This window comes from Lederbergia citrea, assembly GCF_018343525.1.
GTDB lineage: Bacteria > Bacillota > Bacilli > Bacillales > Bacillaceae_C > Lederbergia > Lederbergia citrea.
In genome coordinates, this window is record NZ_JAGYPH010000002.1 from 212,704 (window position 1) to 234,002 (window position 21,299).

General features: G+C 39.5%; 18 protein-coding genes. 16 read left to right on the plus strand and 2 right to left on the minus strand.

The features are described from left to right. The first annotated feature begins 125 nt into the window (after positions 1–125). The 15 genes from KHA88_RS10255 to KHA88_RS10325 all read left to right on the plus strand — a co-directional run bounded on the left by KHA88_RS10255 (position 126) and on the right by KHA88_RS10325 (position 15,330). A complete protein-coding gene (locus tag KHA88_RS10255) occupies positions 126–545 on the plus strand; it encodes a MarR family winged helix-turn-helix transcriptional regulator (protein ID WP_213107589.1) in 420 nt (139 codons plus the stop codon). 26 nt (positions 546–571) lie between these two features. Continuing rightward, entirely contained in the window at positions 572–2,185 is a 1,614-nt protein-coding gene (locus KHA88_RS10260; protein WP_213121859.1) for an MDR family MFS transporter, read from the plus strand. Between the two features lie 89 nt (positions 2,186–2,274). Further along, complete coding sequence (locus KHA88_RS10265; protein WP_213121860.1) at positions 2,275–3,036, plus strand: GTP pyrophosphokinase; 762 nt, start codon at positions 2,275–2,277, stop codon at positions 3,034–3,036. Positions 3,037–3,123: 87 nt separating this feature from the next. After that, the gene (locus tag KHA88_RS10270) at positions 3,124–3,366 is read left to right on the plus strand and encodes a hypothetical protein (protein WP_430413710.1); all 243 of its coding nucleotides are present in this window, start codon (positions 3,124–3,126) and stop codon (positions 3,364–3,366) included. A gap of 214 nt (positions 3,367–3,580) precedes the next feature. Next, positions 3,581–5,008: a S8 family peptidase gene (locus KHA88_RS10275; RefSeq protein ID WP_213121861.1), complete on the plus strand. Its 1,428-nt coding sequence runs from the start codon at positions 3,581–3,583 to the stop codon at positions 5,006–5,008. Between the two features lie 310 nt (positions 5,009–5,318). Further along, positions 5,319–6,119, plus strand: coding sequence for a sensor histidine kinase (locus tag KHA88_RS10280; protein WP_213098691.1), 801 nt, complete (start codon positions 5,319–5,321; stop codon positions 6,117–6,119). Next, positions 6,088–6,813: a response regulator transcription factor gene (locus KHA88_RS10285; RefSeq protein WP_249313026.1), complete on the plus strand. Its 726-nt coding sequence runs from the start codon at positions 6,088–6,090 to the stop codon at positions 6,811–6,813. The genes KHA88_RS10280 and KHA88_RS10285 overlap by 32 nt, the downstream gene beginning before the upstream one ends. 6 nt (positions 6,814–6,819) lie before the next feature. Further along, the gene (locus KHA88_RS10290; protein WP_213121862.1) at positions 6,820–7,863 is read left to right on the plus strand and encodes a hypothetical protein; all 1,044 of its coding nucleotides are present in this window, start codon (positions 6,820–6,822) and stop codon (positions 7,861–7,863) included. 61 nt (positions 7,864–7,924) lie between these two features. Next, positions 7,925–9,544 (plus strand): ABC transporter substrate-binding protein, encoded by a 1,620-nt coding sequence (locus KHA88_RS10295; protein ID WP_213098689.1) that lies wholly within the window; start codon positions 7,925–7,927, stop codon positions 9,542–9,544. 66 nt (positions 9,545–9,610) lie between these two features. Next, the gene (locus KHA88_RS10300) at positions 9,611–10,558 is read left to right on the plus strand and encodes an ABC transporter permease (RefSeq protein ID WP_213098949.1); all 948 of its coding nucleotides are present in this window, start codon (positions 9,611–9,613) and stop codon (positions 10,556–10,558) included. Between the two features lie 12 nt (positions 10,559–10,570). Continuing rightward, the gene (locus KHA88_RS10305) at positions 10,571–11,482 is read left to right on the plus strand and encodes an ABC transporter permease (protein WP_346729175.1); all 912 of its coding nucleotides are present in this window, start codon (positions 10,571–10,573) and stop codon (positions 11,480–11,482) included. A gap of 17 nt (positions 11,483–11,499) precedes the next feature. Next, the gene (locus tag KHA88_RS10310) at positions 11,500–12,390 is read left to right on the plus strand and encodes a DUF1028 domain-containing protein (RefSeq protein WP_213121863.1); all 891 of its coding nucleotides are present in this window, start codon (positions 11,500–11,502) and stop codon (positions 12,388–12,390) included. Beyond that, complete coding sequence (locus tag KHA88_RS10315; RefSeq protein WP_213098687.1) at positions 12,387–13,400, plus strand: ABC transporter ATP-binding protein; 1,014 nt, start codon at positions 12,387–12,389, stop codon at positions 13,398–13,400. Before KHA88_RS10310 ends, KHA88_RS10315 begins: the two co-directional genes overlap by 4 nt. Beyond that, positions 13,375–14,337, plus strand: coding sequence for an ABC transporter ATP-binding protein (locus KHA88_RS10320; protein ID WP_213098686.1), 963 nt, complete (start codon positions 13,375–13,377; stop codon positions 14,335–14,337). The genes KHA88_RS10315 and KHA88_RS10320 overlap by 26 nt, the downstream gene beginning before the upstream one ends. A gap of 138 nt (positions 14,338–14,475) precedes the next feature. Continuing rightward, positions 14,476–15,330, plus strand: a complete 855-nt coding sequence (locus tag KHA88_RS10325; RefSeq protein WP_213121864.1) for an MBL fold metallo-hydrolase — start codon at positions 14,476–14,478, stop codon at positions 15,328–15,330. A gap of 51 nt (positions 15,331–15,381) precedes the next feature. Here KHA88_RS10325 and KHA88_RS10330 read toward each other — a convergent pair whose 3' ends face one another. Then, positions 15,382–16,575 (minus strand): alanyl-tRNA editing protein, encoded by a 1,194-nt coding sequence (locus KHA88_RS10330; protein WP_430413711.1) that lies wholly within the window; start codon positions 16,573–16,575, stop codon positions 15,382–15,384. 292 nt (positions 16,576–16,867) lie between these two features. After that, positions 16,868–18,268 (minus strand): purine-cytosine permease family protein, encoded by a 1,401-nt coding sequence (locus KHA88_RS10335; RefSeq protein ID WP_213121866.1) that lies wholly within the window; start codon positions 18,266–18,268, stop codon positions 16,868–16,870. A 412-nt stretch (positions 18,269–18,680) separates the two neighbouring features. Here KHA88_RS10335 and KHA88_RS10340 point away from each other — a divergent pair, with 412 nt between their 5' ends. Continuing rightward, on the plus strand, positions 18,681–21,110 hold the full coding sequence (locus tag KHA88_RS10340; protein ID WP_213121867.1) for a bifunctional diguanylate cyclase/phosphodiesterase: 2,430 nt from the start codon (positions 18,681–18,683) through the stop codon (positions 21,108–21,110). Positions 21,111–21,299 lie beyond the last annotated feature (189 nt).

Consider the following 21,299-nt stretch of genomic DNA (forward strand, 5'->3'; position numbering starts at 1 on the left):
TGCGCTTTAGCACAGTGGGGGACAGGCACCTATTAAAAAAATCTTGACAAAATTAGTTAAACTGTTTAAAGTTTAGTTTGTTCAATAATTAATTCATTTAACTATACCTCAAGGAGGAGGAACAATTGGATGATCTTGTAAACCGATTCCAAATTGCCATGCAAATGCTCAAGCGGAATATAGAATCTGGTGTTCAAAATACATTTGAATCTCCAGTCACTAAACCTCAGACATTTATGCTATATGCTCTTAATAAATTTGGTCAATGTAAGGTTTCACAACTTGCTGAAATGATGGAAGTCAAACCTAGCGCCATTACAGTGATGATTGATCGATTGGAGGGCGGTGGCTACGTCAAACGTACCCATGGCACCATTGATCGTAGATCTGTGCTGGTTGAAATGACCCCATCAGGGAAAGACGTATTGAAGAAGGCTATTCGGCAAAGAAATGAAATCTTAAAAACTTACTTATCCCGATTGGAACAAGAGGAAGTTCGGGTAATTACCGAGTTGTTGGAAAAAATGGTTGACTCTGATAAGTAAAGATTAACGAAAAGGAAGTGTAGACCTTGGGAGATTTGACACAAAAGAAAAAAGTAACGATTATGATTGCAATTATGGTAGCGATGTTCTTCTCTGCCATTAATCAAACGATTGTGGGCACTGCGATGCCGAGAATTATTGCGATTCTCGGCGGGATGGAACATTACTCATGGGTCATTACCATCTACATGTTAACGTCCACCATTGCAACAGTCCTGGTCGGAAAATTATCCGATATTTATGGGCGGAAACCGTTCATTCTTGCTGGTATTGTATTATTTATGATTGGTGCATTTTTAAGCGGTTTTTCCAAAGATATTTATCAAATGATCACATATCGCGGTATTCAAGGTCTCGGAGCAGGTGTTATCATGTCATCCGCATTCACCGCTGTTGGGGATTTATTCTCGCCACGTGAACGTGGGAAATGGATGGGTGTGATGATGGCCGTTTTCGGTGTTTCCAGTGTACTTGGCCCGCCGCTCGGAGGCTGGCTTGTAGACAATATGGATTGGAAATGGCTGTTTTGGATTTTCCTTCCGTTAGGCTTTGTTGCCTTCGGATTGATTCTAATGCTTTTTCCGAAAACAGTACGCAAAACATCAGAGAAAATCGATTATCTCGGTTCTCTTTTTCTTAGTTTGGCCATTATTGCATTGCTCCTAGGCTTTTCATGGGGAGGAACGAAATATGATTGGGGTTCCGCAGAAATCATTGGCTTATTTGTAGCGAGCATTGTTTTTATCGTTGTATTTATCTTCGTGGAAAGAAAAGCGACAAGTCCAGTACTGCCATTATCATTGTTCCGTAATGATATTGTTACGATCTCAAATAGTATTGGATTTATTATGAACGCTGGAATGATGGGTGCACTCATCTATCTTCCGTTTTTCGTGCAAGGTGTGGAAGGGATTTCTCCCACGTATTCAGGCTATGTCACGATGCCGATGTCAATCGCAATGGTTGTCGTCAGCGCAATAACTGGAAATTTGATTACCAAAACGGGTAAATATAAACGATTTGCACTCATTGGCATGCCGATTATGATTGCTGGAATGATCATCATGGCGTTTATGAATAGTGTGTGGATGGCTGTTGTGGCGATGATTGTATTCGGGCTTGGACTTGGTACGGGAATGCCGGTCTTCTCAATTACGGTCCAAAACGCAGTGAGTCCTGCGCAGCTCGGAGTAGTAACGGCGTCTTCCCAATTGTTCCGTAATCTGGGCGGTACAATCGGAATTGCTGTCATGGGATCAATTATGCAGTCCCAATTGGTCAAAAATATGAAAGCTGCGGTATCTAATAGTGGGTTTGATGTCACCAAAATTGATCCAAAGGCTGCGGAACAGTTAGCTGCATTCCAAAGTCCGCAAATGCTTCTTGATCAACCTAAGCTAGAGCAGTTAAAGCAGACGCTACCGGCGGAATTGCAGCCGGTTGTAACACAAATGATTGATACACTTCGCGAAGCATTAAGCGCATCTTTAACAACTGTCTTTCTAGCAGGTGCATTTTTACTGGTAGTCGCTTTAGTACTTACCTTTTTCTTAAGGGAAATTCCGCTTCGAACATCTAATAAGATGCCTCAAGAAGAACCGGAAGATGGTAAGTCTCACCAAGCAATTACTAACGAATAAGTGAAACAACGAAAGATACGGCCCGGTAATGGTCCGTATCTTTCCATATAATATGGATAATATATTAGGGGAAATTGGAGCGATTATGGATGACTTCAAACCAAGTCGAACAGATAAAAAGGATGAAAAATGAATTTACTCGTTTTATGCTCATGTATAAATTCGCACTGAATGAACTTGAGACAAAAATCGAGATATTAAAAGAAGAATTTCACTTTCTTCATGACTATAATCCGATTGAACATACAAAATCTCGATTGAAATCACCTGAAAGCATTATTAATAAGCTTTATAGAAAAGGAGGGGATATTACATTTCACAGCATAAAAAGTAATATTAAGGATATTGCTGGGTTGCGTATTACATGTTCCTTTATTTCCGATATTTATAGAATCAGTGACATGCTGAAAAACCAAAGGGATCTGAAAGTTTTGGAGGTCAAAGATTATATTAAAAACCCAAAGCCAAATGGTTATCGCAGTCTTCATCTGTTAGTTGAAGTACCGGTGTTTATGTCAGATCGGGAAGAACATGTATGTGTAGAAATCCAAATTCGAACCATCGCCATGGATTTCTGGGCAAGTTTGGAACATAAAATCTATTATAAATACAATCAGTCTGTTCCAACAAACCTCCTTCGGGAATTAAAGGAAGCCGCGGACTCTGCAACCGCTCTGGATCAAAAGATGGAGAGTCTTCATCGTGAAATAGCAGTTGTTAAAGAGGAACAAGTGGATAATATAGAGGAAAACTTGACACAGCTCATCATAAATAACCAAAAGTTTTCGATTCCGGAATCCTTGCTAAGTCTTATGGGGAACGATCAGAATGACTCTAAAAATATTAAATAAAAATAGTAAGTATTGGAAATAATGCTGCCTAATCTATTTAAAATTGTTGTATACTTAGAAGAATCGGAAGTTTAAATTTTGGGTGAGGTGGTATTTTTGATTGGTTTAGGTACAATTGCCGTCGTAATGATTTTTACAATCCCTATCGTTGCAATCATTACTGAACATTCTCGAAAAAAGGCCAAAATCAAAAGTAATATTATTAAAGAAGAAATCGAATTAGAAAAAATCAAACAACAGAACTTTTTGCTTGAAACGGAAAAAATGCGACTTGAACTTGAAAAAATGCATCTAGATACATCAAAAGAAGATAAATACTTGATAAAGTAATTTTTGGAGCAACGAATCATTAGTCGTTGTTCTATTTTTTTGCAATAAATTGTGTGATTGCTACAAAATACTCCCTTATCCATGTTGAGCGATGTAAGTATTTGTTATACGAATATTAAAGGAAATACTCAGTTTCCCGGCTAATTATATGTATATCGGCCTTGTCTTTTTTATAGGCATTGTTCGTATAATTATTCACTTGGGGAGGAACAAGATGAAAAAGTTTTTTGCGGTTGTATTCAGTTTTGTTTTAGTATTTAGCTTCTTACCGTTCGTGAATGGAGCGAAAGCAAGTGGGCCGGATGCGCGGAGCTATTCTGTTCTATTTAACAAAAATAGTATTCCAGCAAATTTCGAACAACAGGTAAAAAGCTTAGGTGGGGAAGTCTTATATTCAGTTCCTGAAATTGGTTTTGCACAAGTCAAAGCTTCAAAGTCATCATTTACTAAAATTAAAGGCATTTCAGGTGTGAGTGCATCGAATCCATCTGTGACATGGAGCCTACCGAAATCTGAGAGAATAAAGGAAAGTGCTGTAAATCCAGCGAAGGCAGCACTTTGGGACATGCAATGGGATATTAAGCGGATTACTAATAATGGGGAAAGCTATAAACTTGGAACTGGTTCACATAATGTAGTAGTCGGAATTATTGATACAGGGATTGATCGCGACCATCCGGATTTAGTGAAAAATCTTTTACCTGGTTCGAAAAACTTTGTTCCTGCCGGCGGATTTGATGGTGAGGAACCCAGTGAAAATGGTGATCCGAATGCGTTCGATGATCAACATGGTCATGGCAGCCATGTTGCCGGGTCGATTGCAGGGAACGGCGCCATGTTAGGTGTTGCACCTAATACCGGAATTCGTGCCTATCGTGTGTTCGGTACAAGCTCTGCTGAGACCTCCTGGATTATTGCCGCAATGGTTGCAGCCGCAAATGATGGGGTTGATGTCATTTCCATGAGTTTAGGCGGCTTTGATGTTATGGGACAAATTTTCTATATTGATCCAGTGACAGGCAAGAAAGAAAATCTCGGAAATGATGTAGCAGACTTTAAAGCGTATAAGCGTGCTGTGGACTATGTCACTAAAAAGGGATCGCTCGTTGTTGTAGCAGCAGGAAATGAAAGTCTCAATGCTACAAACAAAAAAGAAGTCATGGATTACATGAACGAAGAATATGCGGGAGATGGATTATATTTTGTTGGTGCTGGTTTTGAAGTTCCTGGAACGACTCCTGGTGTCGTAACCGTTTCAGCAACTGGGCAAAACGATATTCTAGCAAACTATTCAAACTATGGACCAGGCTTTATTGACATTGCAGCGGTAGGTGGAGATGCGAGAATGTATGACCAATACTTTGCGGAAGGGAGATTTGCTGAATATCTTTCAAAGCGTCTATTTGAACAAGAATTTAACTTAAGCGCAAGTGAGGATGGGGGCTGGTATTGGTCAATCGGTACATCGATGGCAACACCAAAAGTATCAGCGGTTGCTGCGCTGCTAGTAGACAAATACGGAAAAATGTCACCAGCAAAGCTGCAAGACCTTCTGTATAAAAAAGCGGTCGACCCTGTAAAAGGGAAAGACAAATCGTATTTCGGAAACGGCCATTTGAATTCGTATAAGGCATTGAAATAAGTAAATATTTTAAAGGAGAAATTGAATTAGGGGAACTTTCGTTAGTAAAATAATTTGTAGAAAGCGATTAGGACAACGATCTATGGTCGTTGTCCTATTTGATTGGAATGATCTATGAGAATGTGAGAAAAAGGGAGGATCCGGGAACCATGAAGCATTCATGAGGACAGGGAATGTGAGAAAAAGAGAAAACAGTTCCCATAGAGCTACATTATGGAAGCTTGAAAAATCAATTAAGTACCTACCCTAGTCATAAAGTCCCTTTCATAGTAAAATTATTTATAATATTGGAAAATCGGTGGTGCTCATCATGGTTTCCTATGAAAGCTTCTTCTTATTAATCTTAATTAGTGTACTAGGACCAGTGGTTGGATTACTTACGCTCATCTTTTTCAACGCGTTTGAGCGACAAGTTTATTTACTAGAAGTAGAAAACACACAAGTGCTACTAGAAAAAGAGTTAGAAACAAGTAAATATATTCAGCTGAATCAACAAATTCAGCCCCATTTTTTATTTAATGCTCTGAATTCGATGCTTGGATTAATCAGGTTGAAGAAATATGATCGATTGGAAAACGTTTTTGAGCATATGGTGCTGTATTTACGTTCTAAATATAATGAGGAAAAATCATTGTATACGTTGCGCGAAGAACTTGATTATACAAAGCACTTTATTGCAATTCAGCAATTGCGGTTTGGCGAGCGCCTTCAAGTAGATTGGTTGATTGAGGAAGAAATCGAGGAGGCGTTGATAGTACCATACGTATTGCAAACACTTGTTGAAAATGCATTTAAGCACGGAATAGAAAATATTGAAGGTGAAGGTATTTTGCAAATAACGATACAATCGACTGACGAGCAACAGCTTTTACTGATAGTGGAAGATAATGGTCCGGGTTTTCAAGTGAACCCATTGTCTGGCAAAGGCGGGGTTGGCTTAATGAACATCACGAAACGATTGAAGTTATTATTTGGAGACGAGGCAAAGATAGATTTTTTAACTAGTCAAAGGGAACACGGTGGAAAGGTAGTGGTGTCTTTGCCGAAAATTTATCATTTCGATGAACTGGGGGGTGAACATGAAGATGAATATTCTTCTATTGGACGATGAGCCGATTGAATTGGAACAATTAGAGTTGTTGATTCATTCACATTTCCCTACTTGGACTATTTATAAAGCTTTATTCGGGTCAAATGCCATTGAACTAGCTGAAAAAATGGCAACCGATGGGAAGCAGTTTCAACTCGCACTTATGGATATTAAATTACCTGGACGAAATGGTCTGGAGGTCGCCGGGAAGCTTAAAGAACTCATGCCTTCCATAGAAATCATCATTGTTTCGGCATTTCAAAACTTTGATTATGCAAAGCAATCGATCCATTTAAAAGTAATTGATTATTTAGTAAAGCCAGTGATGGAACGAGAATTGATCGCAAGTATTCACTCATTCTTAAATGAGCACCCAGAATACAATATCCATACGGAAGTTGTTCAAGAAGTGATGCAGTTAGTAAAAAATGATTACAATCTGCCACTTAAATTATCAGAAATTGCCAACAAGCTTCATATTAATGCGAGCTACTTAAGCAGACTCTTTAGTGAAGAAGTAGGCACATCCTTTTCTGATTATTTACTCAATTACCGAGTGGAGAAGGCTAAGAATCTACTATTAAGTCAGAAAAGATGGCCCATTCAACGTATCGCTGAAGAATGTGGTTTTAATAGCCAGCATTATTTCAGCAGTGCCTTCAAAAAAATTACAAGCTGTACTCCAAAAGAATATCGAAATAAAGGAATTGCATAAGAATTGATGATGAAGTCAATAAAACCATTGAGCGTAACGTATTTAATTTCAAACTGGCTATCTATAAGTATGATTTTTTTAATTAGTGAAGCGGTGATTCAATACGGAGTCTTTGCAGGTTTTGTCATTGTATGCACATTTTTACTAGCGTTTTGTGCAGCCTTGCCTTTTTTAAGACCTATTCTCTCCAATTCTGCACCAGTAAAAAATAGAAGCTGGTTAAACTGGCTTTTGTTAGCGGTTTGGCTACTGGAAATCTTCATATTACATCTATTAATTAGTGGAGTGCTTTTACATACATTTTTCAATATGCATAATACCGTTTCTGTTTTCTTTACCGTTGCGGTCATACTGCTGATCATTACATTTCTTTCAAAGTGGAGAATGGTCATTTTTGCGGTAAAAAATATTAAGTTTATCTTAATCAGTAGTTTAGCTATTTTTCTGCCTACTTATATTTATTTACAAAAAGGGCTCGAATCCGTCTATCATGACCTGCTGCATTATCATCCTACTATTCTTCATAACGAACAAAAGGGCATATGGATGTTTATTACAATCGCGTTTTTGATTTTCTTTTCAAAATTTTTGCTTCAAGGGGAACTGCTCGCTAAATATACGGGGCCTGTCTTACATAAGGGGATTCGCAAGTTATTTGTAGCGGTTTTTATTTTTTCGACATTTATAATGGCTTTTTCAACGATGACAGTTGTTGCAATCACGCAAAATTTGGAGGTTAGCCATGTAAATGAGTTGCTCGTATTCCTGATCAAAAAATTATCAACCCCGAGCATATCTCATTTAATTGGAATTGTGCTTTACTTATCTACTTTACTTACATTGGTCATTTCTTTTTTTCAATTTGAAGATCGTTTAAATCTGAGAATTCCTCAAGTTTTAATGATAATAGCAGCCATTTTGGCTATGATCATTGATCATTTTCAACTGACTCTTTTAACGATTTATAGTTTTGCAGGAATCTTTATCAGTGGGATGGTTCTTATTTTCTTATTTCACAAGATGTCAATAAACATTAAAAATTTGAAATAATATCGCAACATTGTTGTTAGAAGATTCCCTATAATAAGAAAAAAGAGGGGGTCGAGAATGTATGAAGAGAGCCAAAATAAATTTGCTTTCTTTTTTTCTTGTTATTGCTTTAGTGATGACTGGATGTAGTTCCAAGTCTTCGACTGAAGAAGGAAAAGAAGGAAAAGCAGGCAATTCGAAAACGGCTAGAAACAACACACTTGTGATTGGTTTGGAAGCTGAGCCAACATCTTTAGATGCGCATCAGCTGTCAGACTTTAACTCAAGCCGGACTGCAATGGAATTGTACGATCAGCTCGTGCACTTTAAAGATGAAAGTACTGAACTAGAACCCGGGCTTGCAGAAAAATGGGATGTTTCAGATGATGGTCTCGAATACACGTTTTATTTAAAGAAGGATGTAAAATTCCACGATGATACTCCATTTAATGCAGATGCAGTCAAGTTCAGCATTGATCGCCAAATCGATCCGAAGCATCCTTTCCATGATACCGGGCAATATGCCTATGCTGATTTTACATTCGGATCAGTTGATAAGGTGGAAGTAGTCGATGAATATACGGTGAAAATTACTTTGAAAGAGACATTTGCGCCGTTTTTAGGGAATATGGCGATGCATGCCGCAAGTATTGTCAGTCCAACAGCAGTAGAAAAATATGGTGCTGATTTCACAAAAAACCCTGTGGGAACGGGTCCATATAAATTTGTGAAATGGGATCCAGGCGTTGAAGTTATTCTGGAGAAAAATGAAGATTATTTTAAAGGTGCACCTTCTGTTGAGAAATTGATTTTTAAACCAATTACAGAACCGCAAACGCGCTTGGCAGAACTTGAATCAGGAAATATTGATTTTATCGTGAATGTTCCACCAGATGATATTGCCAGACTAAAAGATGATTCAAACTTACAAGTAATTGAACAGGCTGGCATGCATGTATGGTGGACAGCACTGAATACACAGCGGGAACCGTTTAACAATGTGAAAGTGCGTCAAGCTGTGAACTATGCGGTGAATAAGGAAGCGATTGTAGAAGGGATTTTACAAGGGACGGGTGAGGTGGCAAACAGTCCAGTACCGCCTACCGTATGGGGGCACAGTCCTAATGTGAAAAACTATGCATTTGACACTGAGAAAGCGAAGGAGCTTTTAGCTGAGGCTGGTTATCCAGACGGATTTGAGGTAACCTATTGGGTTCCAGAATCGGGAAGCGGTATGCAGCAGCCTGAAGCAATGGCGGCAGCAATCCAGGCCGACTTGGCTAAAATTGGTGTGAAAGTGAAGATTCAAACGCTTGAGTGGGGAACGTATTTAGATAAAGTATTCGTACCTGCCGAAGAAAACGAGATGGATATGCACCAAATGTCTTGGATGGGTGACAATGGTGATCCGGATAACTTCTTATATATTTTGTTAAGCGGTCAGCAATGGCCGACAGCTGGCTTTAATGATTCCTACTACCAAAATAAAAAAGTAGATGAATTATTGGAGAAAGCAAGAGTCATTAATGACAAGAATGAACGGACAAAAATGTATGAAGAAGTACAAGAATTAGTGATGGAGGATGCTCCTTGGATTGTTGTGGACCATGAAAAACAAATTGTCGTGGCAAACAGCCGTCTAAAAGACTTCAAGCTTCATCCAACCGGCGTGTTTAGATTTTCAAAAGTAACAGTAGAATAAAAGATCCATAAAGGTAAAGAGGAGAGTATCTCCTCTTTACCTATTTCTTAAGTTGAGGTGAGCGAGGTGTTTTCCTATATTTTAAGAAGATTAGGAGGGTTAATCCCGGTTTTACTAGGAGTGACGATTCTAGTTTTCTCTATTATGCATTTATCTCCAGGAGACCCTGCGAAAATCATTTTAGGTCCGAAAGCCACAGCGGAGACGATCGCAAAACTAAATGCACAGCTTGGATTAGATCAACCGTTATATGTCCAATATTTCACCTGGATTGGCAATGTATTTACAGGTGATTGGGGAAGATCGATTCAAATGAAAATGGATGTATTGCCGCTTGTAGTCGATCGCTTTAGCGCAACCTTAATCTTAACGGTGTGCAGTGCGCTAATTGCTGCCGTGGTTGGAATTGGCGTAGGGATTATTTCCGCCTATAAAAAGTATTCATGGATTGACCGCGGGTTGATGTTATTCGTTTTAGTCGGGTTCTGTTTGCCGGTATTTTGGCTTGGAATCATTATGCAAATAATCTTTGGCTTAAAGCTCGATCTGTTCCCAATTTCCGGGATGTATTCACCTGGAGAATCTGGTTTTGCTGATTTAATGAAGCATATTGTTTTACCTTCACTAGCACTTTCGGCTGGAGCTGGGGCAGTTATTGCGAGAATGACGAGGTCGAGCATGTTAGAAGTATTTGAACAAGATTATATTCGAACGGCAAGATCAAAAGGGATAAAAGAGCAGCGGGTCATTTACATACATGCACTAAAAAACGCATTTATTCCTGTCCTTACTGTTCTCGGAATGCAGGTCGGTTTTTTACTAGCAGGAGCCGTGCTCGTTGAAATGGTTTTTGCATGGCCTGGTATTGGTACGCTGATGATTAATGGCATTTTAGCGCGGGATTTTCCGTTAGTACAAGGAATTATCCTTTTCGTCGCAACCACTTACGTAATCGTGAATTTACTTGTAGATATACTTTATGCCTTGCTCGATCCGCGAATCTCTTATAAATAGGAGGTGAAGAGAGTGGAACCGAATTTGAGCAAGCCGGCGAGCAATATACTTGCTGCAACAGAAACAGATAAACCATACAAGCGCCAAAGTCCATGGAAAACGGCTTGGAAGAAATTATTACGTGATAAAGCTGCAGTAACTGGTCTAATCATGCTTTCGATAATATTACTGATTACGTATCTTGCCCCGATTTTACCACTCGAAAATCCCGAGGAAGTGGACTTAATGAACCGATTAAAACCAATCGGGACAGAAGGTCATCTTCTCGGTACAGATGACTTAGGAAGGGATATTTTCAGCCGGTTAGTATGGGGTGGGCGAGTATCAATTACAGTCGGCTTTATTGCTGTCTTTATCGCATTATTTTTCGGAGCAATTTTAGGGTTGATAGCTGGATACTTTCAAAAATTCTTTGACACAGTCATTATGAGATTTATAGATATATTAATGGCTTTTCCTTACGTTCTATTAGCGATCGCAATTATTGCAGCGTTAGGGCCGGGACTAATGAATACGATGATTGCGATAAGTATTGTCGGGATTCCTTATTATGCAAGAATTGTTCGCAGCAGTGCGTTAATGTTTCGGAATATGGAGTTTGTTCTAGCAGAACGTGCACTTGGGGCAGGACATTTCCATATTATCTTCCATCATATTCTTCCCAATTGCTTGCCGCCGATAATCGTAGCCGCAAGCCTGGATGTAGGTTGGATGATATTAGCTGCTTCAGGCATGAGCTTTCTAGGGCTTGGCGCACAGCCGCCAATGGCAGAGTGGGGAGTCATGCTGAGCGAGGGACAGAAGTTCCTTAGAGTTGCTCCTCATGTCAGTTTATTACCAGGCTTCGCGATTTTCCTCGTCGTGCTCGCCGTTAATCTGGTCGGTGACGGACTACGTGATGCCCTTGATCCAAAATCAAAATAAATGGAGGATGAATATAAATGAATAAAGACAGAGATTTTGTTAATACGTATTCAATTGTTGGTTTTGATCCAGAGACAAAAGAGCTTGGTGTGGCAGTCGCCTCTAAATTTCTCTCGGTAGGTTCGATTGTGCCGTGGGCGAAAGCCGGGGTAGGAGCGGTCGCTACACAATCATGGGCTAATCCCCTTTATGGGAAAGAAGGCTTAGAGCTAATGGCGGAAGGGAAAAGCGCTGAAGAAGTGCTGAAGATTTTAACGGAAAACGATGAGCAGAAGCTTTTTCGCCAAGTTGGGATTGTGGACGCCAATGGAAATAGCGCTACTTTTTCCGGTAGCGAGTGCTACGATTGGGCCGGAGGACTAGCTGGGGAAAACTTTGCTTGTCAAGGAAATATTTTAGCCGGACGAGAAGTTGTTGAAGCAATGGCCGCCACCTTTCAAGCAACAGAGGGTGATTTGGCCACACGGCTCCTAAAGGCGTTGGAAAGCGGTGAAAAAGCAGGTGGGGATAGACGGGGCAAACAGTCTGCTGCTTTGCTTGTTGTAAAGGAAAACGGTGGATACGGCGGTGTGACGGATCGTTATTTAGACCTTCGTGTTGATGACCATAAAGAGCCTGTGAAGGAATTGGAACGAATTTTTGCTTTACATCAGTTGTATTTTAAAAAATCAGAGCCAGGCGATATTTTACTCGTTAAAGGCGAATTGAAAAATAAGCTTTCTGCAGCGTTGCAAAAATTGGATTTCTTAAAAAGTGTTCAGCCAAGTGATGATGAAGTATTAGAAGCACTGAAGGATTTCCATCTAATTGAAAATTTTGATGAGCGAGTCCAAGAAAAAGGAAAAGTGGACCGTAAAGTGGTTGAATATATCGAATTCCTAGTTAGTGACGGGGAAAAAGGACAATGAATCCACTTTTAGAAGTAAAGGATTTAGAAATTGCCTTTAAAAAAGACCGAGCCTTTATTCCAACTGTAAGAGGTGTTAATTTTCAAGTTTTCCCCGGTGAAATGCTTGGGATTGTTGGTGAATCAGGTTGCGGGAAAAGTGTGACATCGCTTGGTGTGATGGGTTTACTTCCGAAAGAGTTTAGTAAACTAGGTAATCATAGTGAAATTCTATTTGAAGGAAAATCATTGAAACACCTATCAGATGTTGAATACCGCCACTATCGCGGCAATGAAATGGCGATGATTTTTCAAGATCCAATGTCATCGTTGAACCCTGTATTTACGATTGGCTTTCAAATGATTGAAATGATTACTGCGCATCTGAAACTTTCAAAAAAAGCGGCGAAAACGAGAGCTGTCGATATGTTGAAAAAAGTTGGGATCCCTCGGGCTGAAAGTGTCGTTAATGAATATCCGCATCAGCTTTCAGGTGGAATGCGGCAACGGGTGATGATCGCCATGGCCTTATCTTGCAATCCGAAGCTTCTGATCGCAGATGAACCAACTACGGCATTGGACGTAACGATTCAAGCGCAAATATTGGATTTGATGAAGAAACTGCAAAAGGAATACCAAACAGCCGTCATGTTAATTACCCATGATTTAGGGGTTGTTGCTGAAGTTTGTGACCGGGTGATTGTCATGTATGCCGGAAAAGTGGTCGAGGAAGCTGAAGTTGCTGAAATTTTTAATGCGCCGAAGCATCCATATACCGTTGGTTTGATGAACTCCATTCCTAGCCTGACAGATGAAAAAGAAAGGCTGGATGCGATTACCGGTTCTGTTCCACTGCCGGAGGAAATGCCGGCAGGATGCCCGTTTGCGCCACGCTGCGCTCATGCAACAGACCTTTGTTTTTCAGAAGAGCCGGTAACTGTAAACGTAGGACCGAAACATTATACAAGCTGTTGGTTATATAGCGGGGAAGGGAGGGAAGCGGCCGATGGAAGAGCTTTTAGCCGTACGTAATCTCAAGAAGTATTTTCCCGTGAAAAAAGGCTTGATCCGCCGAGCAACAAGTCAAATAAAAGCTGTCGATGATGTCAGTTTTACTTTGAATGAAGGAGAGACACTCGGTTTAGTAGGGGAGAGCGGATGTGGGAAATCAACGCTCGGAAGAACGGTCCTGCAATTATGGAAGCCGACTTCAGGAGAAGTCGTTTATAAGGGAAAAGAACTGACCGACATGAACTTCAGTCAGTTGCGCCCGTATCGAAAAGATATTCAAATGATTTTTCAGGATCCATACTCCTCTCTTAACTCAAGAAAGACGATAAGCAGCATCTTAAAAGAACCATTTAAGATTCATCACTTGTATACAGATAAAGAAAGAGAAGAAAAAGTGGCAGAAATGCTCGAGCTTGTCGGTTTAAACCGGGGATTTGCCGAACGGTATCCGCATGAATTCAGCGGTGGTCAGAGACAGCGGATTGGAATTGCCAGGGCTTTAATGTTAGAGCCAAATTTAATTATTGCGGATGAACCTGTCTCGGCGCTAGATGTTTCCGTTCAGGCACAAGTGTTGAATTTGATGCAGGATGTACAGGAGAAGCTAAAGCTCACCTATTTGTTTATTGCCCATGATTTAAGTGTCGTTAAACATTTCAGTACAAGGGTGGGAGTGATGTATCTCGGGCGAATGGTCGAACTGGCAGACAAGTCAAGCCTCTATTCCGAACCGTTACACCCTTATACGCAAGCATTATTATCAGCAGTTCCTGTTCCAAAAGTTGGCGTGAAGCGTGAGCGGATCATCTTGCAAGGTGATGTTCCGAGCCCCGAAAATCCGCCTGCTGGATGTGCATTTCACACCCGTTGTGCCGCCTGTATGAAAATCTGCACCGAAGAGCGGCCGGTTATGAAGGAAGTTGCCAAAGGCCACTATGTGGCTTGTCATTTATATTAAATCAAAAGTTTATCCTAATAAAAAAATGGAGAAGATGAGGGTTGTCCGGAATTGGGCAACCCTTTCTCTATGCACTAACATGATATAATTTGAATGATAAAAACGGAGACCTAATATGATCGGAAAGAAGGTACATAAATGCTGAAAAAACTAGCAAATAGAGTGTATTATATGCCTCATTATTCAGAAACAGACCGTCCCACATTAGGCTTAATTTGTGGCGATGCCTATAGCCTGATCGTTGATTCAGGAAACTCACCTGCACACGCGGCGGATTTTCTTAAACTCGTGGAAAAAATGGATATACCGCCGGTGAAGTTTGTTGTCATTACACATTGGCATTGGGATCATATATTTGGAATGAAAACGATGGATATATTAACGATTAGCCATAAGGAAACGAAGAGAAAATTGGAGTATTTGAAAACTCTTAAATGGGATGACTCTTCATTAGATGCACGGGTTGAGACCGGTGAAGAGATAGAGTTTTGCAGAGACATGATCAAACGTGAAATGCCTACGCGTGATCACTTAGAATTGAAGGTGCCTGAAATAACATTTGATCATAAGATCGAAATTGATTTGGGGGGTATAACCTGTGTAGTTGAACATGTCGGCGGGGTACATGCTCAGGATTCATCGATTATTTATATTCCCGATGAAAAAATTATGTTTTTAGGAGATTGCATCTATCAGGACTTTTATAGCGGCGAATGGAGCTATGACCTTGAGGAACTCATTATCCTTTTAGAAAAAATAAAAAAGTATGATGTGAATTGCTATGTTACCGGGCATCAAGATCCAAAAACATCCGAAGAAATGTGGAGTTTCTTTGGCGATCTCATTAGTATTGGGGAAATCGTGGATAAAGAGGTTACTCTTGAGAAGGCTGTTACAAAATTTAGCGACGTACGAAAGACAAATCCAAATGAAGAGCAACTTGAGTATATCCAAAACTTTATTTTTGGTAATCAAAAGAAGGCAAAATTGTAAAAGAGGAGTTACATACAACTCCTCTTTGTCTGTAATAACATGACCTGCGGACTAGATATCTAAGTTGAAACTAACCAACATTTTATTCATTAACTCTTCACCAGCCATTGTCCGCTCGCCGCCACCTTGGACAAACGCATCATTGCCGCCGCCTTTACCGTTAATCGCCAAGAGTGCCGAAGCTGATACTTGCTTCATGCTCATTTCCACTGCCGCTCCGCGTGCTGCAACAAATTGTAATCGATCTTCCGTTTCCGCTACAAGCAGCACAATCACATCATCCGCTTCCGCTACAAGCAATCGCGCTAATTTTTGCAGCTCTTTAACCGTTCGCCCTTTAAACACAGCCTTTACGATGCCACGCTCTTTATTCAATAATAAATCCTTCGCTTCAAACGACAATAACGCTTCACGCGCTTCATCCAATGCCTTTTCAAGTGTGCGGTTCGTCTCCAGTAGCTTCGTGATTGCCGTATTTACGCTGTCTTCAGGTGCACTTAATTGTTGCGAAGCTTCCGCTAAAAAATAATTTTTTCGCTGTAGTTGCTGTAAAACGCGTCCGCCGCATGCGAAATATACACGCACTTTCCGTTTTTGCTTTTCAGTTGATAAAATTTTAATTGCACTCACTTGTCCTGTTGAACTCGGATGCGTTCCGCCACAGCCGTTATAATCATATTCTGGGATTATCACAAGCCGAATCTCATCTGTAACTGACACATTTTTGCGTAACGAATATTGATCAAGCTCAGTCTCTGTCACCCATTTCGTTTCGATTGGGAGGTTCCGTAAAATGATCTCGTTTGCTAAGCTTTCCGCTGCTTCTAATTGCTCCGCAGAGACATACTCTACATCTATATCAATCGAACAGAGCTCTTTCCCTAAATGAAAGCTCACTGTTGGTACTCCGAACAATTCGACAAATGCAGCCGTTAAAATATGCTGCCCTGCATGTTGCTGCATATGATCAAACCGGCGACCCCAATCAATGACACCTTCAACTTCACCTGTGGGATCAAGTCTTTCCGCCACCGTATGATAGATTTCCCCATCGATTTCCTCAACATTCGTCACTTGAATGCCATTCAACAATCCCATATCATGTGGCTGACCACCACCTGTTGGGTAAAAAGCCGTGGTTTCCAACACCACATTCCAATTTCCCATATGATCTTGTGACTCTTTCACAACACGAGTTGTAAATGTTTTACAATACGGATCCATATAATACAAACGCTCTTTCAACATGATAAAATACTCCTTGAATTCTTTTTCATTATTTTAACATGTCTTAAACCCAAAAATATCCTTTATATTGGAAATCCAACATAAAGGATATTTTCGAGTGCGTTGTAGGCAACTTTGTAATTATTACGACCAACCACTTAGTAAAGCGGGAATTGCGAGAAAATGAATAGAGAGGCCAGAAAAAGCTATCTTGAACGGGGACTAAATGATGGCATCTTGGTTGGTTAGTGATTAGCGAGGAGAAAAAGAATCAAATTCAGGTAATATTAAACCTACTGAGCAGAAATTCTTATGCAATATAGTCTTCCTCTGGAATGTCATCGGGCTCACTTTTTAAGTAATACTTCCCTTTCGTAAGAAGCGCAATCATAACTGTTAGTATAGCTGCCAGAAGCGCTGCAAAAAATGCGGCAGTACTTTCTAAGAACGATCCCATATATCCTAATGCCGCGACTGTACCTAAACCACTCGATATCAGCAAGGACACGACTCCAACAGGATTCCATTTATACAAAAACTGTTGTCTTGCTTCATAATATTTCGGACCGATCTTCAATAGTTTTTTCACGATTAAGGCGTCACTAACTAAGATTGCAGCCCAAGCAAGTAAGAAAACTCCTTGGAATGTCATTGCGGTATCCAAATGATCCACGATGCCGGCAAGCATTAACACCATCGCTGAAACTCCTGTTACAACAACCCAAAACCGTCTTCCAGGTGTGAACTTAAAGATATTTTCGAAGAAGTTGGATAATGATAAGGAACCGCTATAAATATTGGTCACGTTAATTCTTAGTTGGGTCAACATTGTAAATAATGCTCCACCGAGACCTAGAAGCAATACGATGTAAACTCCGGGATTGGCTTCTCCGAGACGAACGCCGAACCATATTCCAAGACCACCCATGACTCCATAGCAGAAAAACTGTGGAATAAATCCGATTGCCACTGATCCTTTTTTTATATCTTGTGGTTTAAGGAACCGTGAATAATCCGAAGCAAGAAGAGCTGTCAAACCCATGATTCCATGGTGCATTCCCATACATAGCAGTAATGCTTTTCCTCCAACTTGAACGCCTTCAGGCATATACGTCCAGAAAGCACCTTCATAAAGCGAGGGTGTGAAGAAAGAGACAACGATTGCCGTAATTAAAAAAACACCGAAAATCGGTAAAGACCACTTTTGTAATTTATCCAATTGTTTAATCCCAAACCAATTTAACGGAATGACAAGTGTTCCGAAGAAAATGATTAATGCCCAGGCTGGTATAGCGGGGAAAAAAGTATGAACAGCATAGACTAGTATTAAGCCTTCAAAAGCACAATACATAATGAAGTTTGTCGCATAAATAAACGATGTTAATGATGCGCCTATATAGCCAAATCCGCCGCCTCTTGACATAAGATTTACGTTCATACCGGATTTTGCTGAAAAATATGCAATAAATGTTCCGAGTATACCAGCAACAATAATTGCGTAAATGGATGAAATAATGGCATTAATGGCTCCGAATTGAAGTGCCATCACACTCCCCATTTGAAAATAAAATATGGCTGTTGCAATACCAAAAGTGATATTTGTAATACTCAACCAGCCCATATTCCTTTTTTGTCTTGGTACTCTATCTAATGAAAAATCATCCGTCATATTTACTTTAGCATCGTGATCTGTAACTCGAACAGATCCCATACGATCCACTCCTTTTTTTTGTGTATTATTTCACAATGATGTTCTGCGATTTGTGTACGTTTTCACAATGGTATTCCCGCTTAAGTTGTTAAAATCCATGATCTCGCTTTTTTAGTATAACAATTTAAAGACGAATTTTTCAAATGTCACAGTTTTACATTACTAGTTTTTATCCGCTTAAAAACCAGCTTTATCTCCCGAATCCGACTTATTTCATAGGAACAATATAGTATACAAGTACTATATCCTATCTTGAAAATCTATTGTAAACTGAGAAGAAAAAGGAAATAATACCCTTTTAATATAAAAGATGGTTAAGAATAAATTTTTTTCCTATATTAATACCCCGTTTTTTCTGGAATCTTACAACTAGACAAACAGAAAATGCCAAGGGAATGGAGGGCGTCTGCGATTGAAAGAACAAACTAGGTACTCGAGACTTGCGAACTTAACTAAATTGATTAATACGAAGCTTGAGTTGCGTGAAGTATTGAATCATGTGACGACAGCAATATCCGAAGAAATCGTTCAATGCGATTCTGTTGGTATTTATTTACCGCAAGATGATGGAACATTCAGAGGATTCGTGGGAAAGCCGGAATTCATTAATGGGATGACGCTGGATATGCACGTCGTAGATACCGAAATGGACTTACTCGCAAAAGAAGTGATTGAAACACAAAAAACTATCTATATTCCCGACACATCCGTGGACAATCGTCCAGACCCCAGAGCTGTGAAGGCATTCCAAATTAAATCTTTATTAGGCCTTCCAATTTCTTATGAGCATGAGTTATTCGGATTAGTTTTTTTATTTGATTATGGAATTCCGATGAACTTAACAGAATCAGAGATTCAAACCGTTGAGGCGTATGTGAATATGGCAGCTGTAGCCATTCAAAATGCGACTAACTTAACTCGTAAGGAGAACCTCATCGCTGAAAAGCAATTATTACTAGATGTTACACGTGAATTATCTATGTGCTCCTCAATGAGGGAGGGGATAGATAAATGTTTTTTTTACGTAGGAAAAGTTTTAAATAACTATAATATTGGAGCCCACTTATTAGATCCTTTAGCAGAAAAAAGAATTAAACCTGTAAAGTTAAGTAAGGATAGTGACTGGACAGAGGAAGATTGGTTCAAAACACATAGTAAGATAAAGATTGACCAAAGTAATGATGCTGTGTTTCAAGAGGTTGTTAAAACAAGAAAAGCGATCCTCATCCCAAATGTTTTTGCGGATGAACGACCTAACCATGATCTTTGTCGGAATTTTGGGATTAAGGGTCTGTTTATGTTTCCATTAGTTTCCATGGGAGAGGTTTTAGGAGTAATTGCTGTAGTGAATCTTGAAGACAGGGGTTTCAATTATTCGGAAGCGGACATACAGCTGGCACAATCCATTGTGGATGCAACGGCCTCAACGTTATCAAATTTATTATATATGGAAAAGCAAGAGGTCATTATCGAAGAAAGAACGTTAGAGGTAAGGGAAAAAAATAAGGAACTGGAAAGAGTTCTTACGGAAATAAAATACTATGCTTATTTTGATAGTTTAACTAATTTGCCAAACAGAGTTTTATTAAAAGAAAGATTAAATGAAGGGTTAACTTACGCCAAAATACATGGGAATAAAATAGCGATTCTGTATTTAGATTTAGATCGATTTAAGTTGATCAATGATAGTCTCGGACATAGCTATGGTGACCTACTGTTGAGAGATGTCGCAAAACGGTTAAGTACTTGCGTCCCGGAAAACGCGACAGTTTCGCGACAAGGCGGGGATGAGTTCACAATCTTTTTACCAAATATTAATAGTAAAAAGGAAGTATTAACGGTTGTTAAACGCGTCATCGCTTCTTTTTCAAAACCGTTTTATTTAAAAGGAAATGAAGTATATATAAAAACGAGTATTGGCATTAGCCAATTTCCTGAGGACGGCGATACGGCTGAAACTTTAATTAAAAATGCGGATACTGCTATGTATAAATCTAAAGAGATATCTGGTAACAACTATCACTTTTTCAGATGCGGTATGGATACTAGAAGCTTTGAAAGTGTTAAATTTGAAAATGCTTTATATAAGGCATTAGATCAAGATGAATTAGTGATCTATTATCAGCCGCAAATAAACTATAAAACGAATACAATTATTGGAGTCGAAGCGTTATTAAGGTGGAATCATCCGACAGAAGGGATAATCTCTCCTAATGAATTTATTCCGATTGCCGAAGAAACGGGATTAATCGTTCCTATCGGAGAATGGGTTTTGAAAAATGCATGCAAGCAATTAAAGGAATGGCAGGAACAAGGATATCCGGTCATTAGCGTGTCGGTGAATTTATCCGTTCGTCAGTTTGAGGAAAACAATTTATTTCCTTTAGTAAAAAGAATCTTAAAGAACGCGGACCTATCACCTGAGCTATTACATCTTGAACTGACTGAAAATCAAATTATTAAAGATACGGAAATTACAATAAAAACAATGGAAAAATTAAAAAGTCTCGGAGTTAAAATAGCTATTGATGATTTTGGCACAGGATATTCATCTTTAGGATATTTAAAGGACCTTCCGATCAACACATTAAAAATCGATAAATCATTTATCCAAGATATTATAAAAGATCATGATAATGCAGCCATTACCAATACAATTATCACTTTAGCCCAAAACTTGAATCTTAATGTAATTGCTGAAGGAGTCGAGACAAAGGAACAGGCAAAATTCTTAGCCTCCAGAAACTGTCATTTGATGCAAGGGTTTTACTTTAGTCGACCATTATTGGCGGAAGATGTTGCTGAGAGATATCTTTCTAGAACTAGCGATATATTACATTAAGACTCTCGGAATTTCGAGGCGTGAAATAAGCTTTATTGAAGGTTTGGTATTCGCCTTTTCAAAAAAAGACATGCCAAAGAAGCGTGACATATATATTTTTTAAAAGGTTGTTTTTACAAAAATTGCTATTTTACTAAGGGTAGTGCGTGGTTGATTTCCGCTCCAGTTGCTCGCTTTCCGCGGGGCGGG

What these genes read in the sequence shown, in the direction of transcription:
- KHA88_RS10265 (WP_213121860.1), top strand. Translation starts at nt 2,275, where the DNA reads ATGACTTCAAACCAAGTCGAACAGATAAAAAGGATGAAAAATGAATTT.
- KHA88_RS10275 (WP_213121861.1), top strand. Translation starts at nt 3,581, where the DNA reads ATGAAAAAGTTTTTTGCGGTTGTATTCAGTTTTGTTTTAGTATTTAGC.
- KHA88_RS10280 (WP_213098691.1), top strand. Translation starts at nt 5,319, where the DNA reads ATGGTTTCCTATGAAAGCTTCTTCTTATTAATCTTAATTAGTGTACTA.
- KHA88_RS10285 (WP_249313026.1), top strand. Translation starts at nt 6,088, where the DNA reads ATGAAGATGAATATTCTTCTATTGGACGATGAGCCGATTGAATTGGAA.
- KHA88_RS10290 (WP_213121862.1), top strand. Translation starts at nt 6,820, where the DNA reads ATGATGAAGTCAATAAAACCATTGAGCGTAACGTATTTAATTTCAAAC.
- KHA88_RS10295 (WP_213098689.1), top strand. Translation starts at nt 7,925, where the DNA reads ATGAAGAGAGCCAAAATAAATTTGCTTTCTTTTTTTCTTGTTATTGCT.
- KHA88_RS10310 (WP_213121863.1), top strand. Translation starts at nt 11,500, where the DNA reads ATGAATAAAGACAGAGATTTTGTTAATACGTATTCAATTGTTGGTTTT.
- KHA88_RS10315 (WP_213098687.1), top strand. Translation starts at nt 12,387, where the DNA reads ATGAATCCACTTTTAGAAGTAAAGGATTTAGAAATTGCCTTTAAAAAA.
- KHA88_RS10320 (WP_213098686.1), top strand. Translation starts at nt 13,375, where the DNA reads ATGGAAGAGCTTTTAGCCGTACGTAATCTCAAGAAGTATTTTCCCGTG.
- KHA88_RS10325 (WP_213121864.1), top strand. Translation starts at nt 14,476, where the DNA reads ATGCTGAAAAAACTAGCAAATAGAGTGTATTATATGCCTCATTATTCA.
- KHA88_RS10335 (WP_213121866.1), bottom strand. Translation starts at nt 18,268, where the DNA reads ATGGGATCTGTTCGAGTTACAGATCACGATGCTAAAGTAAATATGACG.